The organism is Bradyrhizobium sp. 192 (assembly GCF_023100965.1).
GTDB lineage: Bacteria > Pseudomonadota > Alphaproteobacteria > Rhizobiales > Xanthobacteraceae > Bradyrhizobium > Bradyrhizobium symbiodeficiens.
The window spans coordinates 6,171,203-6,187,568 of record NZ_CP064690.1 but is presented as its reverse complement, the minus strand read 5'-3'; the positions used below and the strand labels follow the sequence as shown (position 1 = coordinate 6,187,568).

The window sequence follows — 16,366 nt, the reverse complement described above, 5'->3', positions numbered from 1 at the left end:
GGGCCAAGTCGAGAACGCCAAGCAACTGCACCCGAGTTTTGTGAGCGTTCTGCCTGATGCAATCAATCATGAAAGCTGTCCGGATTCTTGTCGTTGAGGATGAGACGTTCGTTCGCATGGATGCGGTCGAGATGCTTCGCGACGCTGGATTCGACATCCTGGAGGCCGTCAACGCGGACGAGGCCATTCGGCTGCTGGCACTGCATTCCGATATCCGGCTGATATTTACCGACGTTGATATGGCGGGTTCTATCAACGGTTTGGAGTTGGCGACAATTGTCCGAAAACGTTGGCCGCCTGTCAGGATCGTTGTGACGTCTGGATATTACAAAGTGCAAGCCGGTGACCTTCCCGAAGGCGCCCGGTTTTTTCCCAAACCTTACCGGCCGGACCAAATCATCGATGCTGTCCGCGAGTTGATCAACGCGACGTGGGAGGAAGAATCGCGTTAGCAGACCCGAAGAGGTGCAGCCCATTGCAACAACAGGCGCTACCTTCTTGTCAGGCAACCACTTGGCTGAGGCAAATTGCGCAAATTGAACCGAGTGGCGACCCAATTCACTTACGATACGTTAATTCGCCTTGGCGATGAGCAATACTGACCAGCGCTGAACCTGGCACAGCTCCACAGTTGGTCACCACCGTCCCAATACGGCAACTAACGGTGGCTGAGAGTTCTGTAACGCTCCCGCCTCAACAGGGCGTTTGAAATGTTCCACTATCCTCGGACGCTATGCCCAGCGTGCCGAAAAGAAGCGGTGCTCGCCCGAATTACGCCCGGCCAATTTGGCTTCGAAATCCGGACGTTTGAGTGCCCGTCGTGCAAGGACGTCCACCAGCGTGTGGCCGAAGCCGATCTGGCAGATCCGATGAAATCCCCACGAACAACCGGCTGGCTTCACGGTCAATTGCAAGCGCCTACTTAGCAGTCGCACGTCATCGGGCCGGGTTTTCGTACGAGGGCCTTGAATACACGGGAACGGTGCCAATCTCGCGCCCATCGTCGCTGATTATGGCGATGCGACGCCCTGGATCATCCTCGGGCCTATCGAGTGAAACACCAACGGCGAGCACGCTCGCTCTGATGAGGGCCGCTACATCGTCATCGCAAACAAAGCCCGTGGAATCAAAAAGCCTGTGACCATCCTCAACATCAAAAAAGTAGCGGGGCATTGGCAACCTCTCAACGTCTAGAGGGCCAAGTTCTCAAAGATGGCGTTGTTCCGATATGAGTCCTCCAATTTGCTGCCTCTTCCGGGCCGACCGGCCGAAGTAATTTTTTGCTGTGCACACTAGGGAACATATGTTCGATACAGGACACATGCTACGATCCCGGTGTCATCGAGCGGCCTTTGGCTTCTATCGGTGATGAGAACGCTAATCGCGCTCCCGCCCTCCATCACGGCTAGACGCCCGACCTAGCAGCGCATCAACGAGCGGACGTCAACGGCATCTCCAATTCATGAGTGCACGCCCTAGCGCGCATTGGCGGGAGCGTTGACCGGCCAGAGATCGGCACGCCAGCGGATCGCGATCGCCAGCATGGCGATGAAGCCGGCGGCGGCATAGAGCGAACCGGTCGCGGAATAGCCGATGACGTCGATCAGGCTGCCGGCGGCGAGCAACCCGATCGGCAGGCCGTAGATCACCATCATGCGCACGCCCATCACGCGGCCGCGCAGATGCGCGCTGGCCGTCCGCATCAGGATCACCGCAGCCGATATCATCGACATGCTCTGGGCGATGCCGGCGAGCACGAGGCAGGCCATCGCTACCGGCATGGTCCTGATTTCGACGAACACCAGCAGCATGGCGTACCAGGCCAGCGTTGCGCCGATCAGGAGCCGGGCAATGCGCAGTCCGCTGACGAGGCTCAGCGTGATGGAGCCGATCAGCGAGCCGACGGCGAAGCTCGCGGAGAGGTAACCGAGGCCGGTCTGGTCGGTGTGAAAGATCTCCCGGGCAATATAGGGCAGCAATCCGCCGGTGAAGGGAAATGCGGTGAGATTGGCCAGGAAGGCGACGCACAGCGCCGCACGCATTCCCGGGCCGCTCCAGGCGAAGACGATCCCTTCCTTGAGGTCTCCCAGCAGCCGCGACACCGCATGGCTGTTGGCCGGAAGATCGCTCGTGATGATGGTTCTCTTGGGCCGGGTCAGGCACAGCATCAGAAGCGCGGCCACGAAATAGAGGCAGGCGATCGCCACATAGACGAGGCCGATGCCGAGGACGGCGAACAGGCCGGCGCCCGTCAGCGCTCCGGCGATGCGCGCGCTGTCCTGGGTCGTGCGCGCAACGCTGATGGCGCCCACCAGCTGCTCGGCCGGCATGATCTCGGCGAGCAGCGCGCCGCGGACGCCGAGATCAGAGGGGCGGATCAGGCCCATGACCGCGACGATGATCATGACGCTCAGCGGCGACAGATGACCGCTCAGCGCCAGAACCATGATGGTCGACGACAGCACCGTATAGGCAAGACGCATCACGACCAGCAGGTCGCGATGGCCGATGCGGTCGCCGATCATGCCGAACACCGGCGCGACCAATGTTCCGACGAACTGAAGCGAGGCAAGCACGGTGAGCAACAGCACCGATCCTGTCTCGACCAGAATGTACCAGCCGAGCACGAGTGTCTCCACCTCGAACGCCCAGGAGGTGAGCAGATCGGATGGCCATTGGAAGCGATAATTGCGGATGCGGAACGGCGCGAGCGCAGAAGGTCGTGCGGCTGTGCTCAAGGCGCGATGGCTCGTGTCACGACGATTCCCTGCCGTGTGGTTTCTTTTCATTTCCGGCACCGTAGGGCCGAGGGCGCACGTGTCAATCAGAGCCGCCGCATGCCGCTCCCGCGCTCAGCTCTTATCTGGTCGTCGCCGGCTTCCGCTCTGCCAGAGCCGTGGCCATCGCCGAGATCAGCGGCCGCATGAAATAGGCGTCATCGGCCGGGGAGACGTCGGTGCGCAAGCCGTGCGCGGCAAGCTCGCCCGAGACCGCCGGGCCCACCGACGCAATCAACGTCCGTTCGAAGCCTGCGCGCAGCTTGGCTTCACTGCCATGCGCCTTCGCTGCCTCGATCAGGCGGCGGACCTGGCCGAGATTGGTCAGCGCGATGGAATCGATCCGCCCCTCGGCCATCTCGTCGATGGCGGTGACAATGTTGGCATCTGCGGCACTGGCATCGTAGGCATAAGGCAGCACCGCATCGACCTCGGCGCCTTGCGCGGCCAGCGCGCCGGTCAGTGCGCTATGGTCCTTGTCCGGATAGAGCTGGAGGCCGATACGGTGCCCCCTCAAGTCGAGCTTGCCCAGCATCTCGATCACGCCCTCGGTGGTCGGTTTCTCGGTGGTCTGATGCGGTTCGAGGCCGACCTCGCGCAGCGCCTTACCTGGTTTCGGGCCGCGGATGAACTTTCGCGATCCGGAGAGGGCCGCGACGAGGGCTGCGTCGAGCCCGCGTGCGCGCGCGAGCTTCATGATCCGCCGCAGGCCTTCGCCGGTCATCAGCACGAGATCGTCGAACGGCTTGTCGATGGCGCAGCGGATCCAGGCCTCGACCGGGGCCGGATCCGGCGCATCGTGGATGGTGAACATCGGGCACTGCACGACCTCTGCGCCTTGCTCGGCCAGCAGCTTGGAAAACTGCGCCTCCTCGCGCGTTTCCAGGATCAGGATGCGGGTGCCGTTCAAACGGTCGGCCATGGGAATGCTCCGGGATAAATCGCAATCGTCCGTTCATCCTGACTCCACGCTTTACGTCGAAGCAAGCCCCGGGATTGGCGCAAGGGGCGCGTCGGTGCTAGAGCAGGGCGCAAATCGCGGCGCGTTCCGTAGCTGCCGCATAAACCTTCATCAGAGCCAAGCCCGTTCATCAACATGCCCGATCATCAATATGTTCTGACCCTGTCCTGTCCGGATCGCCCCGGCATCGTCTCGGCGGTGTCGACTTTCCTGGCCCATAATGGACAGAACATTCTCGATGCCCAGCAGTTCGACGACATCGAGACCAAGAAGTTCTTCATGCGTGTGGTGTTCACCGCGGCCGATCTCGCCGTGGAACTATCGGCGCTGCAGACCGGCTTTGCCGCGATCGCCGAGCGTTTCGGCATGGACTGGCAGATGCGCGATCGGGCCTCGCACCGCAAGGTGATGCTGCTGGTGTCGAAGTCGGACCACTGCCTGGTCGACATCCTCTATCGCTGGCGCACCGGCGAATTGCCGATGACGCTTGCTGCGATCGTCTCCAACCATCCGCGCGAGGTCTATGGCGGGCTCGATTTCGGGGACATCCCGTTCCACCATTTGCCCGTGACCAAGGAGACCAAGCGCGAGCAGGAGGGCCAGATCATGGACCTCGTGGATAACACGAAGACCGATCTCGTCGTGCTCGCCCGCTACATGCAGATCCTGTCGGACGACCTGTCGGCGAAGCTTTCGGGGCGCTGCATCAACATCCACCACTCGTTCCTGCCGGGCTTCAAGGGCGCAAAGCCCTATCACCAGGCTCACGAGCGCGGCGTCAAGCTGATCGGCGCCACCGCGCATTACGTCACGCGTGACCTCGACGAGGGCCCGATCATCGACCAGGACGTCGAGCGCATCAGCCATCGCGACACGCCTGAGGATCTCGTCCGCAAGGGCCGTGACATCGAACGGCGCGTGCTGGCCCGCGCGATCCGCTACCATCTCGACGACCGCGTCATCCTCAACGGCCGCAAGACCGTGGTGTTCATGGATTAGCGAATGGGGAGTGGCGAGTAGCGAATGGAAGAGGGGTATATTCGCTACTCCCTATTCGCCATTCGCCCCTCAGCGTACCGCGCTGCCCGACGTCGTCCCCGTCGCGCCCTTCTGCGCCTGCTCTTCCTTCTCGCGATCCGCCGCCGGCAGCAGCCGCTTGCGTTCGCGCTCTTTCATATAGGCGTCGTATTGCGGCGTGCCCGCCCGCGGCGGGGCATCGGCCGGCAGCCCGCCGGCCCATTGCGGGACGTAGTCGCCCATGCCGGCGGAGAGTCTTTCGTTGACGGTGCCGCAGCCCGCAAGGCTGGAGGCCAGCAAGGCAACGACGGCAGCGGTCGAAGGCAAACGGATACGCATGAGCCTCTTCTGGGTCGAACTGGACCGGGCGCGGATGACGGGGACGCTCAATGGGCGCCAGCGGCGCACTCTAGTCCTCAACAAGTAAAATTGGCCTATTCAGCGGCGAATTTGCCTGTATACAAATTGGTATAATAATACATCTTATTTGATGTCGATCGCCTCTTGCCAGTTGATACGGTATACAGTTCGTATTCATGATTTGGGGCGGGGACTTCAATTGAGTCGTGCCCGGCGAATGTTCGAATTCTGCAAAGCAGAGGCGGATTCATCCAACCACGGCGCCGCCGGGCGCTCTTAGAGTACGGCATGGCGCGGAGGGTTAGGCTAGGCATCGAAAAGCTTTTTTGTTGACAGGACCATTTTATTTGTACAATCGTACAAATATCTCCCCTGCCGTCAATCCGATCGCGCGGCTTGCGCCGAATGGTCGCCCAACGTCCGATTGACAACGGGGTTGCGGAGGACGCCATGTGGCCGCGCGGCATGGCTTGTCCGTGGGTTAGAGCGCGGCAAGGACCGGGTACTCGGTCTGGCGCACAACAGGTCAGGAATGAAGGGGAGGGACATCTGATGTTCGAACGCAGAATTTTTTCACGCACCGTAGCAGCAGCCGCCATCGCGGGCGTTGCAGGTTTTGCGCCTGCCAAGGCGGAGGACAGCGTCAAGATCGGCCTGATCCTGCCGATGACCGGCGGCCAGGCCTCGACCGGCAAGCAGATCGAAAACGCGATCAAGCTTTACATGCAGCAAAAGGGCGACACCGTCGCCGGCAAGAAGATCGAGATCATCCTCAAGGACGACGCCGCGATCCCGGACAAGACCAAGACCGCCGCGCAGGAGTTGATCGTCAACGACAAGGTCAACTTCATCGCAGGCTTCGGCGTGACGCCGGCCGCGCTCGCGGCGGCGCCGCTGGCGACGCAGGCCAAGATTCCGGAGGTCGTGATGGCGGCCGGCACCTCCATCATCACCGAGCGCTCGCCCTATATCGTACGCACCAGCTTCACGCTGGCACAATCCTCGACCATCATCGGCGACTGGGCGGTGAAGAACGGCATCAAGAAGGTGGCGACGCTGACCTCCGACTACGCGCCGGGCAATGACGCGCTCAATTTCTTCAAACAACATTTTACCGCCGGTGGCGGCGAGGTGGTGGAAGAGGTCAAGACGCCGCTCGCCAATCCCGACTTCGCGCCGTTCCTGCAGCGCATGAAGGACGCCAAGCCGGACGCGATCTTCGTGTTCGTGCCGGCCGGCCAGGGCGGCAACTTCATGAAGCAATATGCCGAGCGCGGCCTCGACAAGGCCGGCATCAAGGTGATCGGACCGGGCGACGTCACCGACGACGACCTGCTCAACAACATGGGCGACGCCGTGCTCGGCACGGTCACCGCGCATCTCTACTCCGCAGCGCACCCATCGCAGATGAACAAGGATTTCGTCGCTGCCTACAAGAAGGCGTTCGGCAATCGTCCGGGCTTCATGGCGGTGGGCGGATATGACGGCATCCACCTGATTTACGAGGCGCTCAAGAAGACGAACGGCGACACCGATGGCACCAAGCTGGTCGAGGCCATGAAGGGGCAGAAGTGGGAGAGCCCGCGCGGCCCGATCTCGATCGATCCCGAGACTCGCGACATCGTGCAGAACATCTACATCCGCAAGGTCGAGAAGGTCGACGGCGAGCTCTACAACGTCGAGTTCCAGACCTTCGAGGCCGTCAAGGATCTCGGCAAGACCAAGAAGTGACGCGCTCGCTTCACCTCTCCCGCCTGCGGGAGAGGTCGACGCGAAGCGTCGGGTGAGGTTTCTTTCCACTAGGGGACTGTCCCATTGCGGAGACACCCTCTCCCCAACCCTCTCCCGCAAGCGGGAGAGGGAGCGCAGCACGGCCCTGGGCTACACCTGAAATGATCTTCGACCCTCAATGACCTCTATCCTCACCAACCTGTTCGATGGCGTCGCTTACGGCATGTTGCTGTTCGTGCTGGCGTGCGGGCTCGCGGTCACGCTCGGATTGATGAACTTCGTCAATCTCGCCCACGGCGCCTTCGCCATGGCCGGCGGCTATGTCTGCATGGTGCTGGTCAACCGGATGGGCTGGCCGTTCTTCGCAGCGCTGCCACTCGCTTTCGTCTCGTCAGCCGCGATCGGCATCGTGCTGGAGCGCACGCTCTACCGCCACCTCTATGCGCGCAGCCATCTCGATCAGGTGTTGTTCACCATCGGCCTGACCTTCATGTCGGTCGCCGCCGTCGACTATATCCAGGGCTCGTCGCGGGTCTTCATCAACCTGCCGGCCGCGCTCCAGGGCCAGTTCGATCTGTTCGGGGTCGGTATCGGCCGCTACCGGCTGATGATCATCGTGATCTGCGGCTTGCTCACCATCGGCCTCCAAATGGTGCTGGCCAAGACACGCTTCGGCAGCCGCCTGCGCGCCGCCGTCGACGACCCGCGCGCCGCAAGCGGCCTCGGCATCAACGTGCCGCAAGTGTTCGCCTTCACCTTTGCCTTCGGATGCGGGCTCGCCGGCCTCGGTGGTGCGCTGAGCGCCGAGATACTCGGCCTCGATCCTTACTTCCCGCTGAAGTTCATGATCTACTTCCTGATCGTGGTCACCGTCGGCGGCTCGTCCTCGATCACCGGCCCGTTCCTGGCCTCGCTCCTGCTCGGCATCGGCGACGTCGCCGGCAAATATTACGTGCCGAAGATGGGCCCCTTCGTGATCTACACCATGATGATCGTGATCCTGATCTGGCGCCCGAACGGCCTGTTCGGCCGCACTGCCGCGCGTTGAGTTCGCCGATGAGCGCTTCCTCCGACGTCGGTCATCACGCCCAGCGCCAGGCGCGCTGGCACTATGGCGAAGTCGCCTTCTGGCTGATCGTGCTGGCCTGCGGCTTCGCGTTTCCCACGCGCTATCTGATCATGACCGACATCCTGCGGCTGGCGCTGTTTGCGATGTCGCTGGATCTGATCCTCGGCTATGCCGGCATCGTCTCGCTGGGCCACGCCGCCTTCTTCGGCGTCGGCGCCTATGCGGCGGGGCTGCTCGCGCTTCATGGTATCGTCAACGAGCCCGTGCTGGCGCTGATCGTCGCCGGCCTTGCCGCGATGGTGCTCGGCTTTGCCACCAGCTTCCTGGTGATCCGCGGCGTCGATCTCACCCGCTTGATGGTGACGCTCGGCATCGCGCTGCTGCTGGAAGCGCTCGCCGAACGCTTCTCCAGCATCACCGGCGGCACCGACGGCCTGCAGGGCATCGAGATGCAGCCGATCCTCGGCGCGATCCCGTTCGACATGTTCGGCAAGGCCGGCTTCTTCTATTCGCTCGCCGTCCTGTTCCTGCTGTTCCTGTTCGCCCGCCGCGTCGTGCATTCGCCGTTCGGCCTGTCGCTGCGCGCAATCAAGAACAATCCGCTGCGCGCCGCCGCGATCGGCATTCCCGTCAACCGTCGCCTGATCGCGATCTATACGCTCGCGGCATTCTATGCCGGCGTCGCGGGCGCGCTGTTCACCCAGACAACCGCGATCGCCTCGCTCGACGTCTTCGCCTTCGAACGCTCCGCCGATCTGATGCTGGTGCTCGTCATCGGCGGCACCGGTTATCTCTACGGCGGGCTGATCGGCGCGGTGATCTTCCGCATGCTCCAGGAAGTGTTCTCCACGATCACCCCGCAATATTGGCAGTTCTGGATCGGCCTGGTGCTGGTCGTGATCGTGCTGGTCGGGCGCCAGCGCCTGCATCGCTGGGTGCTGTACGTGCCGAACCTGATCATCAAGCAGATTGCCGGTCGCAAGGCGGTCGTCGCCGTGCCGGAGAGCGACACATGACCATCGCGCTCGAAACCCAGAACCTCGAAAAGCAGTTCGGCGGCCTGCGCGTCACCCGCGACCTCTCCTTGAAGATCGAGCAGGGTGCCCGCCACGCGCTGATCGGTCCCAACGGCGCCGGCAAGACCACGGTGATCAACCAGCTCACCGGTGTGCTCAAGCCGAACTCGGGCCGCATTCTGCTCGAAGGCCAGGACATCACCGATCTTCCCGTGCACAAGCGCGTGCTGCGCGGCCTGTCGCGCACCTTCCAGATCAACCAGCTCTATCCTGACCTGACGCCGCTCGAGACCATCGGCCTTGCCGTCTCCGAGCGCCTCGGCCATGGCGGCGACTGGTGGCGGCGGATGGGTACGCGCAGCGACGTCAACGGTGAGATCGCCGATCTGCTCGCGCGCTTCCATCTGCTCGACGTCATGAACGAACAGACCGTAACGCTGCCCTACGGCAAGCAGCGCCTGCTCGAGATCGCGGTCGCGATCGCGGCCAAGCCGCGCGTGCTGCTGCTCGACGAGCCCGCTGCCGGCGTGCCCGAGAGCGAGCGCCACGACATTCTTGCGGTCGTCGGCAGCCTGCCGCGCGACGTCACCGTGCTCTTGATCGAGCACGACATGGACCTCGTGTTCTCCTTCGCCGACCGCATCTCCGTGCTTGTTTCGGGCGGGCTGCTCACCGAGGGCCCGCCCGAGCAGGTCGCGCGCGATCCGCAGGTCAAGGCCGTCTATCTCGGCGAGGAGGCGGTCAATGTCTGACCTGCTCGCGATCGAGGCGTTGCGCGCCGGCTATGGCGAAGCGGTGGTGCTGCCCAACATGTCCTTGCGCCTCGCCGAGGGGCAGGTGCTGGCGCTGCTGGGCCGCAACGGCACCGGCAAGACCACGCTGATCAATTCGATCGTCGGTGTCACCCGCCGCTTTTCCGGCAGCGTGGCGCTCGCCGGCGCCGATGTCACTTCGCTCCGGCCCGACCAGCGGGCACGCGCCGGCATCGGCTGGGTGCCGCAGGAGCGCAACATCTTCCGCTCGCTGACGGTCGAGGAGAACATGACCGCGGTCGCGCAGCCCGGTCCATGGACGGTCGAGAAGGTCTACGAGATGTTCCCGCGGCTGAAGGAGCGGCGGAGCAATTTCGGCAACCAGCTCTCCGGCGGCGAGCAGCAGATGCTGGCGATCGGCCGCGCGCTCACCCTCAACCCGAAAGTGCTGCTGCTGGACGAGCCGACCGAGGGCCTTGCTCCCATCATCGTCGAGGAGCTCTTGAAGGCGATCGGCAGTATCACGCGGGCAGGCGGCATCTGCTCGATCATCGTCGAACAGAATGCCCAAAAGATTCTGGGGCTGGCCGACCGCGTTGTGATATTGGAGCGCGGAACGATCGTCCACGACGCTACGAGCGCCGCGCTGAAAGCCGACCCTTCGGTTCTGGAACGCCATCTCGGCGTCGCCGGGGCCGCAGCTCACTAAACTAAAATGTCCAGGGAGTAAGACATGCAGCGAAACAGAGCCCCCTTCCGCGCCGACGAGGTCGGCAGCCTCTTGCGTCCGGCCAAGATCAAGGAAGCCCGTAGCCGGCTCGAGAAGGGCGAGATCTCGGCCGACGATCTGCGCAAGATCGAGGACGTGGAGATCGAGAAGGTCGTGCACAAGCAGGCCTCGCTCGGCCTTAAGCTCGCGACCGACGGCGAATTCCGCCGCTCCTGGTGGCATTTCGACTTCCTGGCCAAGCTCACCGGCTGCGAGCTGTTTCATCCCGACGCAGGCATCCAGTTCGCTGGCGTGGAGACCCGGCACGACGCTGTGCGGGTGATCGACAAGCTCGACTTCCCCGCCGATCACCCCATGCTGGACCACTTCCGCTTCCTGAAGAAGGTCGCCGACCAGGCCCACGTCACCGCCAAGATGACGATCCCGTCGCCCGCGGTGCTGCATTTCCGCGGCGGCCGCAAGGCGATCTCGAAGGAAGTCTATCCCGATCTCGAGGCCTTCTACGAAGACCTCGGCAAGACCTATCGGAAAGCGGTCAAGGCCTTCTACGACGCCGGCTGCCGCTATCTCCAGTTCGACGACACCGTGTGGGCCTATCTCTGCTCGCAGGACGAGTTGCAGAAGGCGCGCGAGCGCGGCGACAATCCGGACGGTCTCCAGCAGATCTATGCCCGCATCATCAATTACGCGCTGGCCGAGAAGCCCGCCGACATGGTGGTGACGACGCATGTCTGCCGCGGCAATTTCCGTTCGACCTGGATTTCCTCGGGCGGCTATGAGCCGGTCGCGGAGACCATGCTCGCCGGCACCAATTACGACGGCTATTTTCTCGAATACGACAGCGACCGTGCCGGCGGCTTCGAGCCGCTGCGCTTCCTGCCCAAGGGCAACAAGGTCGTCGTGGTCGGCGTCATCACCTCGAAGTTCGGCGAGCTCGAGAAGAAGGACGACATCAAGCGCCGTCTGGAAGAAGCCGCCAAGTTCGCCCCGCTGGAGCAGCTCGCGCTCTCGCCGCAATGCGGCTTTGCTTCGACCGAAGAGGGCAACGTCCTTTCCGAGGAAGAGCAGTGGGCGAAGCTGAGCCTTGCGGTCGAGATCGCAAAGGAAGTGTGGGGTAACTGAGTTACCGCGCGGCTGCTGTCATTCCCCGCGAAGGCGGGGAATCCAGTACGCCGCAGCTTCTCGATTGAAACACGCCGTCTCTACGTCCTGGATCGCCCGGTCAAGCCGGGCGATGACGGTTGAGTGTTGGGACGCAGTCGTAGCCCGCATGAGCAAAGCGACATGCGGGATCAGTTGCATCGGACGTCGCTTCCCTGGATCCGGGCTACCTTTAACCCCTCACTTCTCCGCCAGATAAACCTCGCCCAGCAGCGACGAGTTCGACCACGGCACCTGCTTGCTCTTCGTGCTCGAGACCACCTCGGCCCGGACCCGCGTCAGCATCTGCTGCACTTCCAGCCCCGGCGTGCCGAGGTGGCGTGACAGCGCGGCGGAGAACGGCGAGTTGGCGCCTTCACCGTCGAGCGCGACCTGGCCCGGCGCGGTGGCGAAGGCGATCAATGTGCCTGCGCCCAATGTCGCACCGGTGCTGAGACTCGTTGGCGCCGCGAGGCCCGAGGCGCCTTCGATGCTGCGATTGGTCCCGGCGGATGCGACCTTCGGCGCCATGGGATTGTTGCGGCAGGCATCGAATATCAGAATGTTGGTGCGGACCTGGTCGTCGAGGCCGGCCATGATCGTGTCCATGTCGATCATCGCCTCGGTCATGGCCGTGCCCGGCTTGAGCTCGACGTCGATGGGAATGAGATAGTTGCGGCCGTCGACCTGGACGCCGTGGCCGGCATAATAGACCACCGCGACCTGCGCCCGTGCGGCCTCACGCAGGAAGTCGCGTGTCATCTTCTGCATCGCGGCGCGGTCGAGATCGATGCCTTCCGACACGGTGAAGCCGATATCGCGCAGGCTCTTTGCGACGGCGCGTGCGTCGTTGGCCGGATTGGCCAGCGCCTTGACGTGCGCATAGGCGCCGTTGCCGATGATCAGCGCCACGCGTGTGTCGCGAGGGGCTGGCGCAGGTGAGGGAAGCTGCGCTGCGCCGGTCTGCTGTGGAGTAGGCGCCGCGGTCGGCTGCGTCGCTGGCGAGGGCGCATCGCGGGGGATCGGCGCGCTCGTCTCGGTCACCAGCGACAGCCGCACCTTTGCTGTGGCCTGGTTGGCCTTGCTGCCGGCATCGGATGCTGCGATCGCGAGCGTCGCCTTGTAGTCCTCGCGAGCACTTGCGTAGTCGCCCCTCGCTTCAAAGGCCAGCGCGCGATGGGTGTAGCCGGAGATCAGCACGCTGTTCGGCGGCGTCATGATATTGGCTGGCGGCTTCTCCCTGGCGAGCCGGATCGCCTCGCTGCCGTCGGCGATGGCGCGGTCGAGATCGCCCTTGGCGCGCCAGATCGCGGTGCGGTTGATCAGCGGCTGCGGCAGCGAGGGATCGAGCCGGATCGCCTGGTTGATATCGGCAAGCGCGCCGTCGAGATCGCCGAGGGCCTGTTTCGAGATGCCCCGGTTCTGAAACGAAAACGTCGCTTTCGGATCGGCCTTGATCGCCATGTCGTAGTCGGCAATGGCCTTCGCATAGTCGTGCTTGCCGCGCCAGGCGTTGCCCCGATTGTGGAAGATGGTGCCGCTGGGTGGTCCGAGCTTCAGCGCGTCGTCGAAGTCTGCGATCGCGATGTCGTAGTCGCCCTTGTCGTAATAGGCCGATCCCCTGAGGTTGTAGGCTGCCTGGCTCGGCTGGAGCCGGATCGCTTCGGTGGCGTCGGTGACGACTTTCGCGTAGTCGCCCTTCTTGTTCCAGCCGACGGCGCGCCAGAAATGGATCGTCGCAAGCTGCTCGCCCCGAAACGCCTTCAGAGCGATGATCTTGGTGCAGGCGTCGATCATCTTGTCGGCCGGCGTCGTGTCGGTGGTGCAGAGCGGCCCGAGCTGGTTGCGGGCCTGCGCGGCCGCGGGCGCCGACCCCAGGATTGCGGCAAGCAGACTGAGCGCGACGAGCAGGCGGCGCATGGCGAAGGTCCCCATCAAAGGAAGGCGCTTGTTTGTTGTCCGGCTTGCCGTGGGGGTTCACGGGCCACGCTGGCGTGAGCAGACGAGGAAAAGTCAGACAGCTGCTATTCCTTTGGTGGGCAGATTTTGCTAGGAGGCGAAGCCCAATTTTTCTGCCCACCGCGTCCCACTCATGAAAAACGACGAAATCCTCAGCCAGATCACCGAGTTCTGCCGTAAGGCGGACATGGCGGAATCGACGTTCGGCCGGCGCGCGGTGAACGATGGGAAGCTGGTGCATCGCCTGCGCGAGGGCAAGCGCATCACCATCGACACGCTGGACCGGATCCAGGCCTATATGGCGGCATCGATGGCCGGGGGAGTGCCGCCGCCGCGGGGGCTTCAGGTGCCGCCCGAAAAGCGCGACCCGCGCGGCAATTTCCGCTTCTTCGAGAACCGGCAGAAATACCTGCTGTTCGTCCACACCTGCAGCGAAAAGCGGGTGGTCGCCGACAGGGTCGCGCTGGAGCTCGCCTCCATCCATCCGCGCCCACCGGCCCTGCGCCTGTTCGACGCCGGCGTCGGCGACGGCACGGTGCTGGCGCGGGTGCTGCGCGCGACGCACCAACGCTACCCCCACATGCCGTTCTACGTTGCCGGCAAGGAGCTCAGCCTGGAGGATCTGCGCCTGACGCTGGAGAAGGTGCCGGACCGCATTTTCGAGCATCCGGCATCGGTGTTCGTCTTCACCAACATGTTCTACTCGGAGGCGCCCTGGCTGACGCCGGCATCGCCAGCCGCGGCGGCGGCGACCGTCTGGCACGAGGTGCCGCTGCGGGGCGCCTCGTCAGGCGAGTTCGAGCAGCAGATCGCGGAGCTCCGGCCATTCCTGGAGCAGAACTGGCGTGCCGCGATCAGCCCGCGTACCGCCATGCCGCTGTACGAACGGCCCGTGGTCCTCGTGCTTTATCGCGAGGATCACCGATTCTTGCTGGATTCGACCATTCCGCGGCCGGGCCAGACCGAGGCCAATTTCGACCTCGTCATCGCGTCCCAGCCCTACCGGGCCCTGTCCTCGGTCAATTTCCGGGCCAAGCGGATCATCGCCCCCTTGGCAAAGGCGCTTCGGCCGGGAGGGCGACTGATCGGAATCCACTCCCATGGCCAGGATCCGGGCATGGAAATGATCCAGGCGATCTGGCCCGGAGAAAATCCTTTCGCCGTGAGCCGTCATGAGCTATTGCGCGCCGTTAAGTATGAACTTGGCTCGTTGGGCCGCGACTTAAATTTTAATGCATATGCGGATAACCGCTCGATCTTCAGGTATGATATGGAAGCGCTGCCCAACGAGGTAACCGGCACTATCGGAACCTCGACGGCCTTTGCAGCGTGGAATGCGGCGGTGTATGTCGCTCAGATTGAGGACGACCGGTTGACAGAAATGACTCAAAACGGCCGCACTCTGGATGCCGCCAGGGACGTGCTGCGGAAGTACAATGGGCTCTGGTTTCTCGACGAATCCTACGTCATCTCGCGCCGGCGTGATTGACTTCATTCACAGGTAAAAATCGCAAACGCCCGCCGGCTTAGTGGCGGAACAAGGGGTTACTGATGCGCGCGTCCTATCTCTTCACCAGCGAGTCCGTGTCCGAGGGTCATCCGGACAAGGTGTGCGACCGGATTTCCGACGAGATCGTCGATCTGTTCTACCGCGAAGGGCCGAAGGCCGGCATCGACCCCTGGCAGATCCGCGCCGCCTGCGAGACGCTCGCGACCACCAACAAGGTGGTGATCGCCGGTGAGACCCGCGGTCCGAAGTCGGTGACCAATGAGCAGATCGAGGGCGTCGTCCGCGGCGCGATCAAGGATATCGGCTACGAGCAGGAAGGCTTCCATTGGAAGACCTGCGACATCGAGATCCTCCTGCATCCGCAGTCGGCCGACATCGCGCAGGGCGTCGATGCGCTTCAGCCGGGCGAGGTCAAGGAAGAGGGCGCGGGCGACCAGGGCATCATGTTCGGTTACGCCACCAACGAGACGCCCGATCTGATGCCGGCGCCGATCTTCTACGCCCACAAGATCCTGCGCCTGATCTCCGAAGCCCGTCACTCCGGCAAGGAGAAGGTGCTCGGCCCCGACTCCAAGAGCCAGGTCACCGTGCAGTACGAGAACGGCAAGCCGGTCGGCGTGCGCGAGATCGTGGTCTCGCACCAGCACCTGATCGAGGACATCTCGTCCACGCAGATCCGCGACATCGTCGAGCCCTATGTGCGCGAGGCGCTGCCGAAGGACTGGATCACGCCGAAGACCATCTGGCACATCAACCCGACCGGCAAATTCTTCATCGGTGGCCCCGATGGTGATACCGGCCTGACCGGCCGCAAGATCATCGTCGATACCTACGGTGGCGCGGCTCCGCATGGCGGTGGCGCGTTCTCCGGCAAGGATCCGACCAAGGTCGACCGCTCGGCGGCCTATGCCGCGCGCTACGTCGCCAAGAACATCGTTGCCGCCGGTCTTGCCGACCGCTGCACGCTCCAGCTCGCCTACGCCATTGGCGTGGCGCGCCCGCTGTCGATCTACATCGACACCCACGGCACCGGTAAGGTGTCGGAGGACCAGCTCGAGAAGGCGGCGGCGCAAGCGATGGATCTGACGCCCCGCGGCATCCGCAGCCATCTCGATCTCAACCGCCCGATCTACGCGCGCACTTCGGCCTACGGTCATTTCGGTCGCACGCCCGACAACGAGGGCGGCTTCTCCTGGGAGAAGACCGACCTCGTCGAGCAGCTCAAGCGCGCGCTCTAGTTCTCTCGCGTCATTCCGGGGCGCCGCGATAGCGGCGAACCCGGAATCTCGAACCTCCGGATTCCGGGTTCGCTCGTTTCACGAGCGTCCCGGAATGACGAGCCCA

The 16,366-nt window shown here is 63.5% G+C and carries 14 protein-coding genes; 10 read left to right on the top strand and 4 right to left on the bottom strand.

Going from position 1 to position 16,366, the window contains the following annotated elements; translation table 11 throughout:
* Nucleotides 1–68 precede the first annotated feature (68 nt).
* The gene (locus tag IVB24_RS29000; protein WP_244607442.1) at nucleotides 69–452 is read left to right on the top strand and encodes a response regulator; all 384 of its coding nucleotides are present in this window, start codon (nucleotides 69–71) and stop codon (nucleotides 450–452) included.
* Between the two features lie 1,023 nt (nucleotides 453–1,475).
* Here the strand turns inward: IVB24_RS29000 and IVB24_RS28995 are convergent.
* Together IVB24_RS28995 and IVB24_RS28990 are read right to left on the bottom strand one after the other, a co-directional pair.
* Complete coding sequence (locus IVB24_RS28995) at nucleotides 1,476–2,738, bottom strand: MFS transporter (protein WP_247769887.1); 1,263 nt, start codon at nucleotides 2,736–2,738, stop codon at nucleotides 1,476–1,478.
* A 121-nt stretch (nucleotides 2,739–2,859) separates the two neighbouring features.
* Entirely contained in the window at nucleotides 2,860–3,699 is an 840-nt protein-coding gene (locus IVB24_RS28990; protein WP_247769886.1) for a uroporphyrinogen-III synthase, read from the bottom strand.
* A 174-nt stretch (nucleotides 3,700–3,873) separates the two neighbouring features.
* Between IVB24_RS28990 and purU the strand changes: the two genes are divergently transcribed.
* Nucleotides 3,874–4,737 carry a formyltetrahydrofolate deformylase gene (purU, locus tag IVB24_RS28985; RefSeq protein WP_247769884.1) on the top strand — a complete coding sequence of 288 codons (864 nt, stop codon included), beginning with the start codon at nucleotides 3,874–3,876 and terminating at the stop codon, nucleotides 4,735–4,737.
* Nucleotides 4,738–4,806: 69 nt separating this feature from the next.
* On the opposite strand, the gene IVB24_RS28980 is transcribed toward purU, so the two are convergent.
* Entirely contained in the window at nucleotides 4,807–5,094 is a 288-nt protein-coding gene (locus IVB24_RS28980) for a hypothetical protein (RefSeq protein ID WP_181955111.1), read from the bottom strand.
* A gap of 573 nt (nucleotides 5,095–5,667) precedes the next feature.
* Between IVB24_RS28980 and IVB24_RS28975 the strand changes: the two genes are divergently transcribed.
* The 6 genes from IVB24_RS28975 (at nucleotide 5,668) to IVB24_RS28950 (ending at nucleotide 11,535) form a co-directional block, all read left to right on the top strand.
* Nucleotides 5,668–6,846, top strand: coding sequence for an ABC transporter substrate-binding protein (locus IVB24_RS28975; protein WP_094972435.1), 1,179 nt, complete (start codon nucleotides 5,668–5,670; stop codon nucleotides 6,844–6,846).
* Between the two features lie 178 nt (nucleotides 6,847–7,024).
* Nucleotides 7,025–7,894, top strand: a complete 870-nt coding sequence (locus IVB24_RS28970) for a branched-chain amino acid ABC transporter permease (RefSeq protein ID WP_007601971.1) — start codon at nucleotides 7,025–7,027, stop codon at nucleotides 7,892–7,894.
* 8 nt (nucleotides 7,895–7,902) lie between these two features.
* On the top strand, nucleotides 7,903–8,931 hold the full coding sequence (locus tag IVB24_RS28965; RefSeq protein WP_247769882.1) for a branched-chain amino acid ABC transporter permease: 1,029 nt from the start codon (nucleotides 7,903–7,905) through the stop codon (nucleotides 8,929–8,931).
* A complete protein-coding gene (locus tag IVB24_RS28960) occupies nucleotides 8,928–9,683 on the top strand; it encodes an ABC transporter ATP-binding protein (RefSeq protein WP_166468720.1) in 756 nt (251 codons plus the stop codon). The genes IVB24_RS28965 and IVB24_RS28960 overlap by 4 nt, the downstream gene beginning before the upstream one ends.
* On the top strand, nucleotides 9,676–10,392 hold the full coding sequence (locus IVB24_RS28955) for an ABC transporter ATP-binding protein (protein ID WP_247769880.1): 717 nt from the start codon (nucleotides 9,676–9,678) through the stop codon (nucleotides 10,390–10,392). The genes IVB24_RS28960 and IVB24_RS28955 overlap by 8 nt, the downstream gene beginning before the upstream one ends.
* A 24-nt stretch (nucleotides 10,393–10,416) precedes the next feature.
* Nucleotides 10,417–11,535: a cobalamin-independent methionine synthase II family protein gene (locus IVB24_RS28950; RefSeq protein WP_094972431.1), complete on the top strand. Its 1,119-nt coding sequence runs from the start codon at nucleotides 10,417–10,419 to the stop codon at nucleotides 11,533–11,535.
* A 219-nt stretch (nucleotides 11,536–11,754) separates the two neighbouring features.
* Here IVB24_RS28950 and IVB24_RS28945 read toward each other — a convergent pair whose 3' ends face one another.
* Nucleotides 11,755–13,473, bottom strand: a complete 1,719-nt coding sequence (locus tag IVB24_RS28945; RefSeq protein ID WP_247769879.1) for a caspase family protein — start codon at nucleotides 13,471–13,473, stop codon at nucleotides 11,755–11,757.
* Between the two features lie 172 nt (nucleotides 13,474–13,645).
* Between IVB24_RS28945 and IVB24_RS28940 the strand changes: the two genes are divergently transcribed.
* Nucleotides 13,646–15,001, top strand: coding sequence for a hypothetical protein (locus IVB24_RS28940; protein WP_094891512.1), 1,356 nt, complete (start codon nucleotides 13,646–13,648; stop codon nucleotides 14,999–15,001).
* Between the two features lie 62 nt (nucleotides 15,002–15,063).
* Nucleotides 15,064–16,260 carry a methionine adenosyltransferase gene (gene metK, locus IVB24_RS28935; protein ID WP_094972429.1) on the top strand — a complete coding sequence of 399 codons (1,197 nt, stop codon included), beginning with the start codon at nucleotides 15,064–15,066 and terminating at the stop codon, nucleotides 16,258–16,260.
* Nucleotides 16,261–16,366 lie beyond the last annotated feature (106 nt).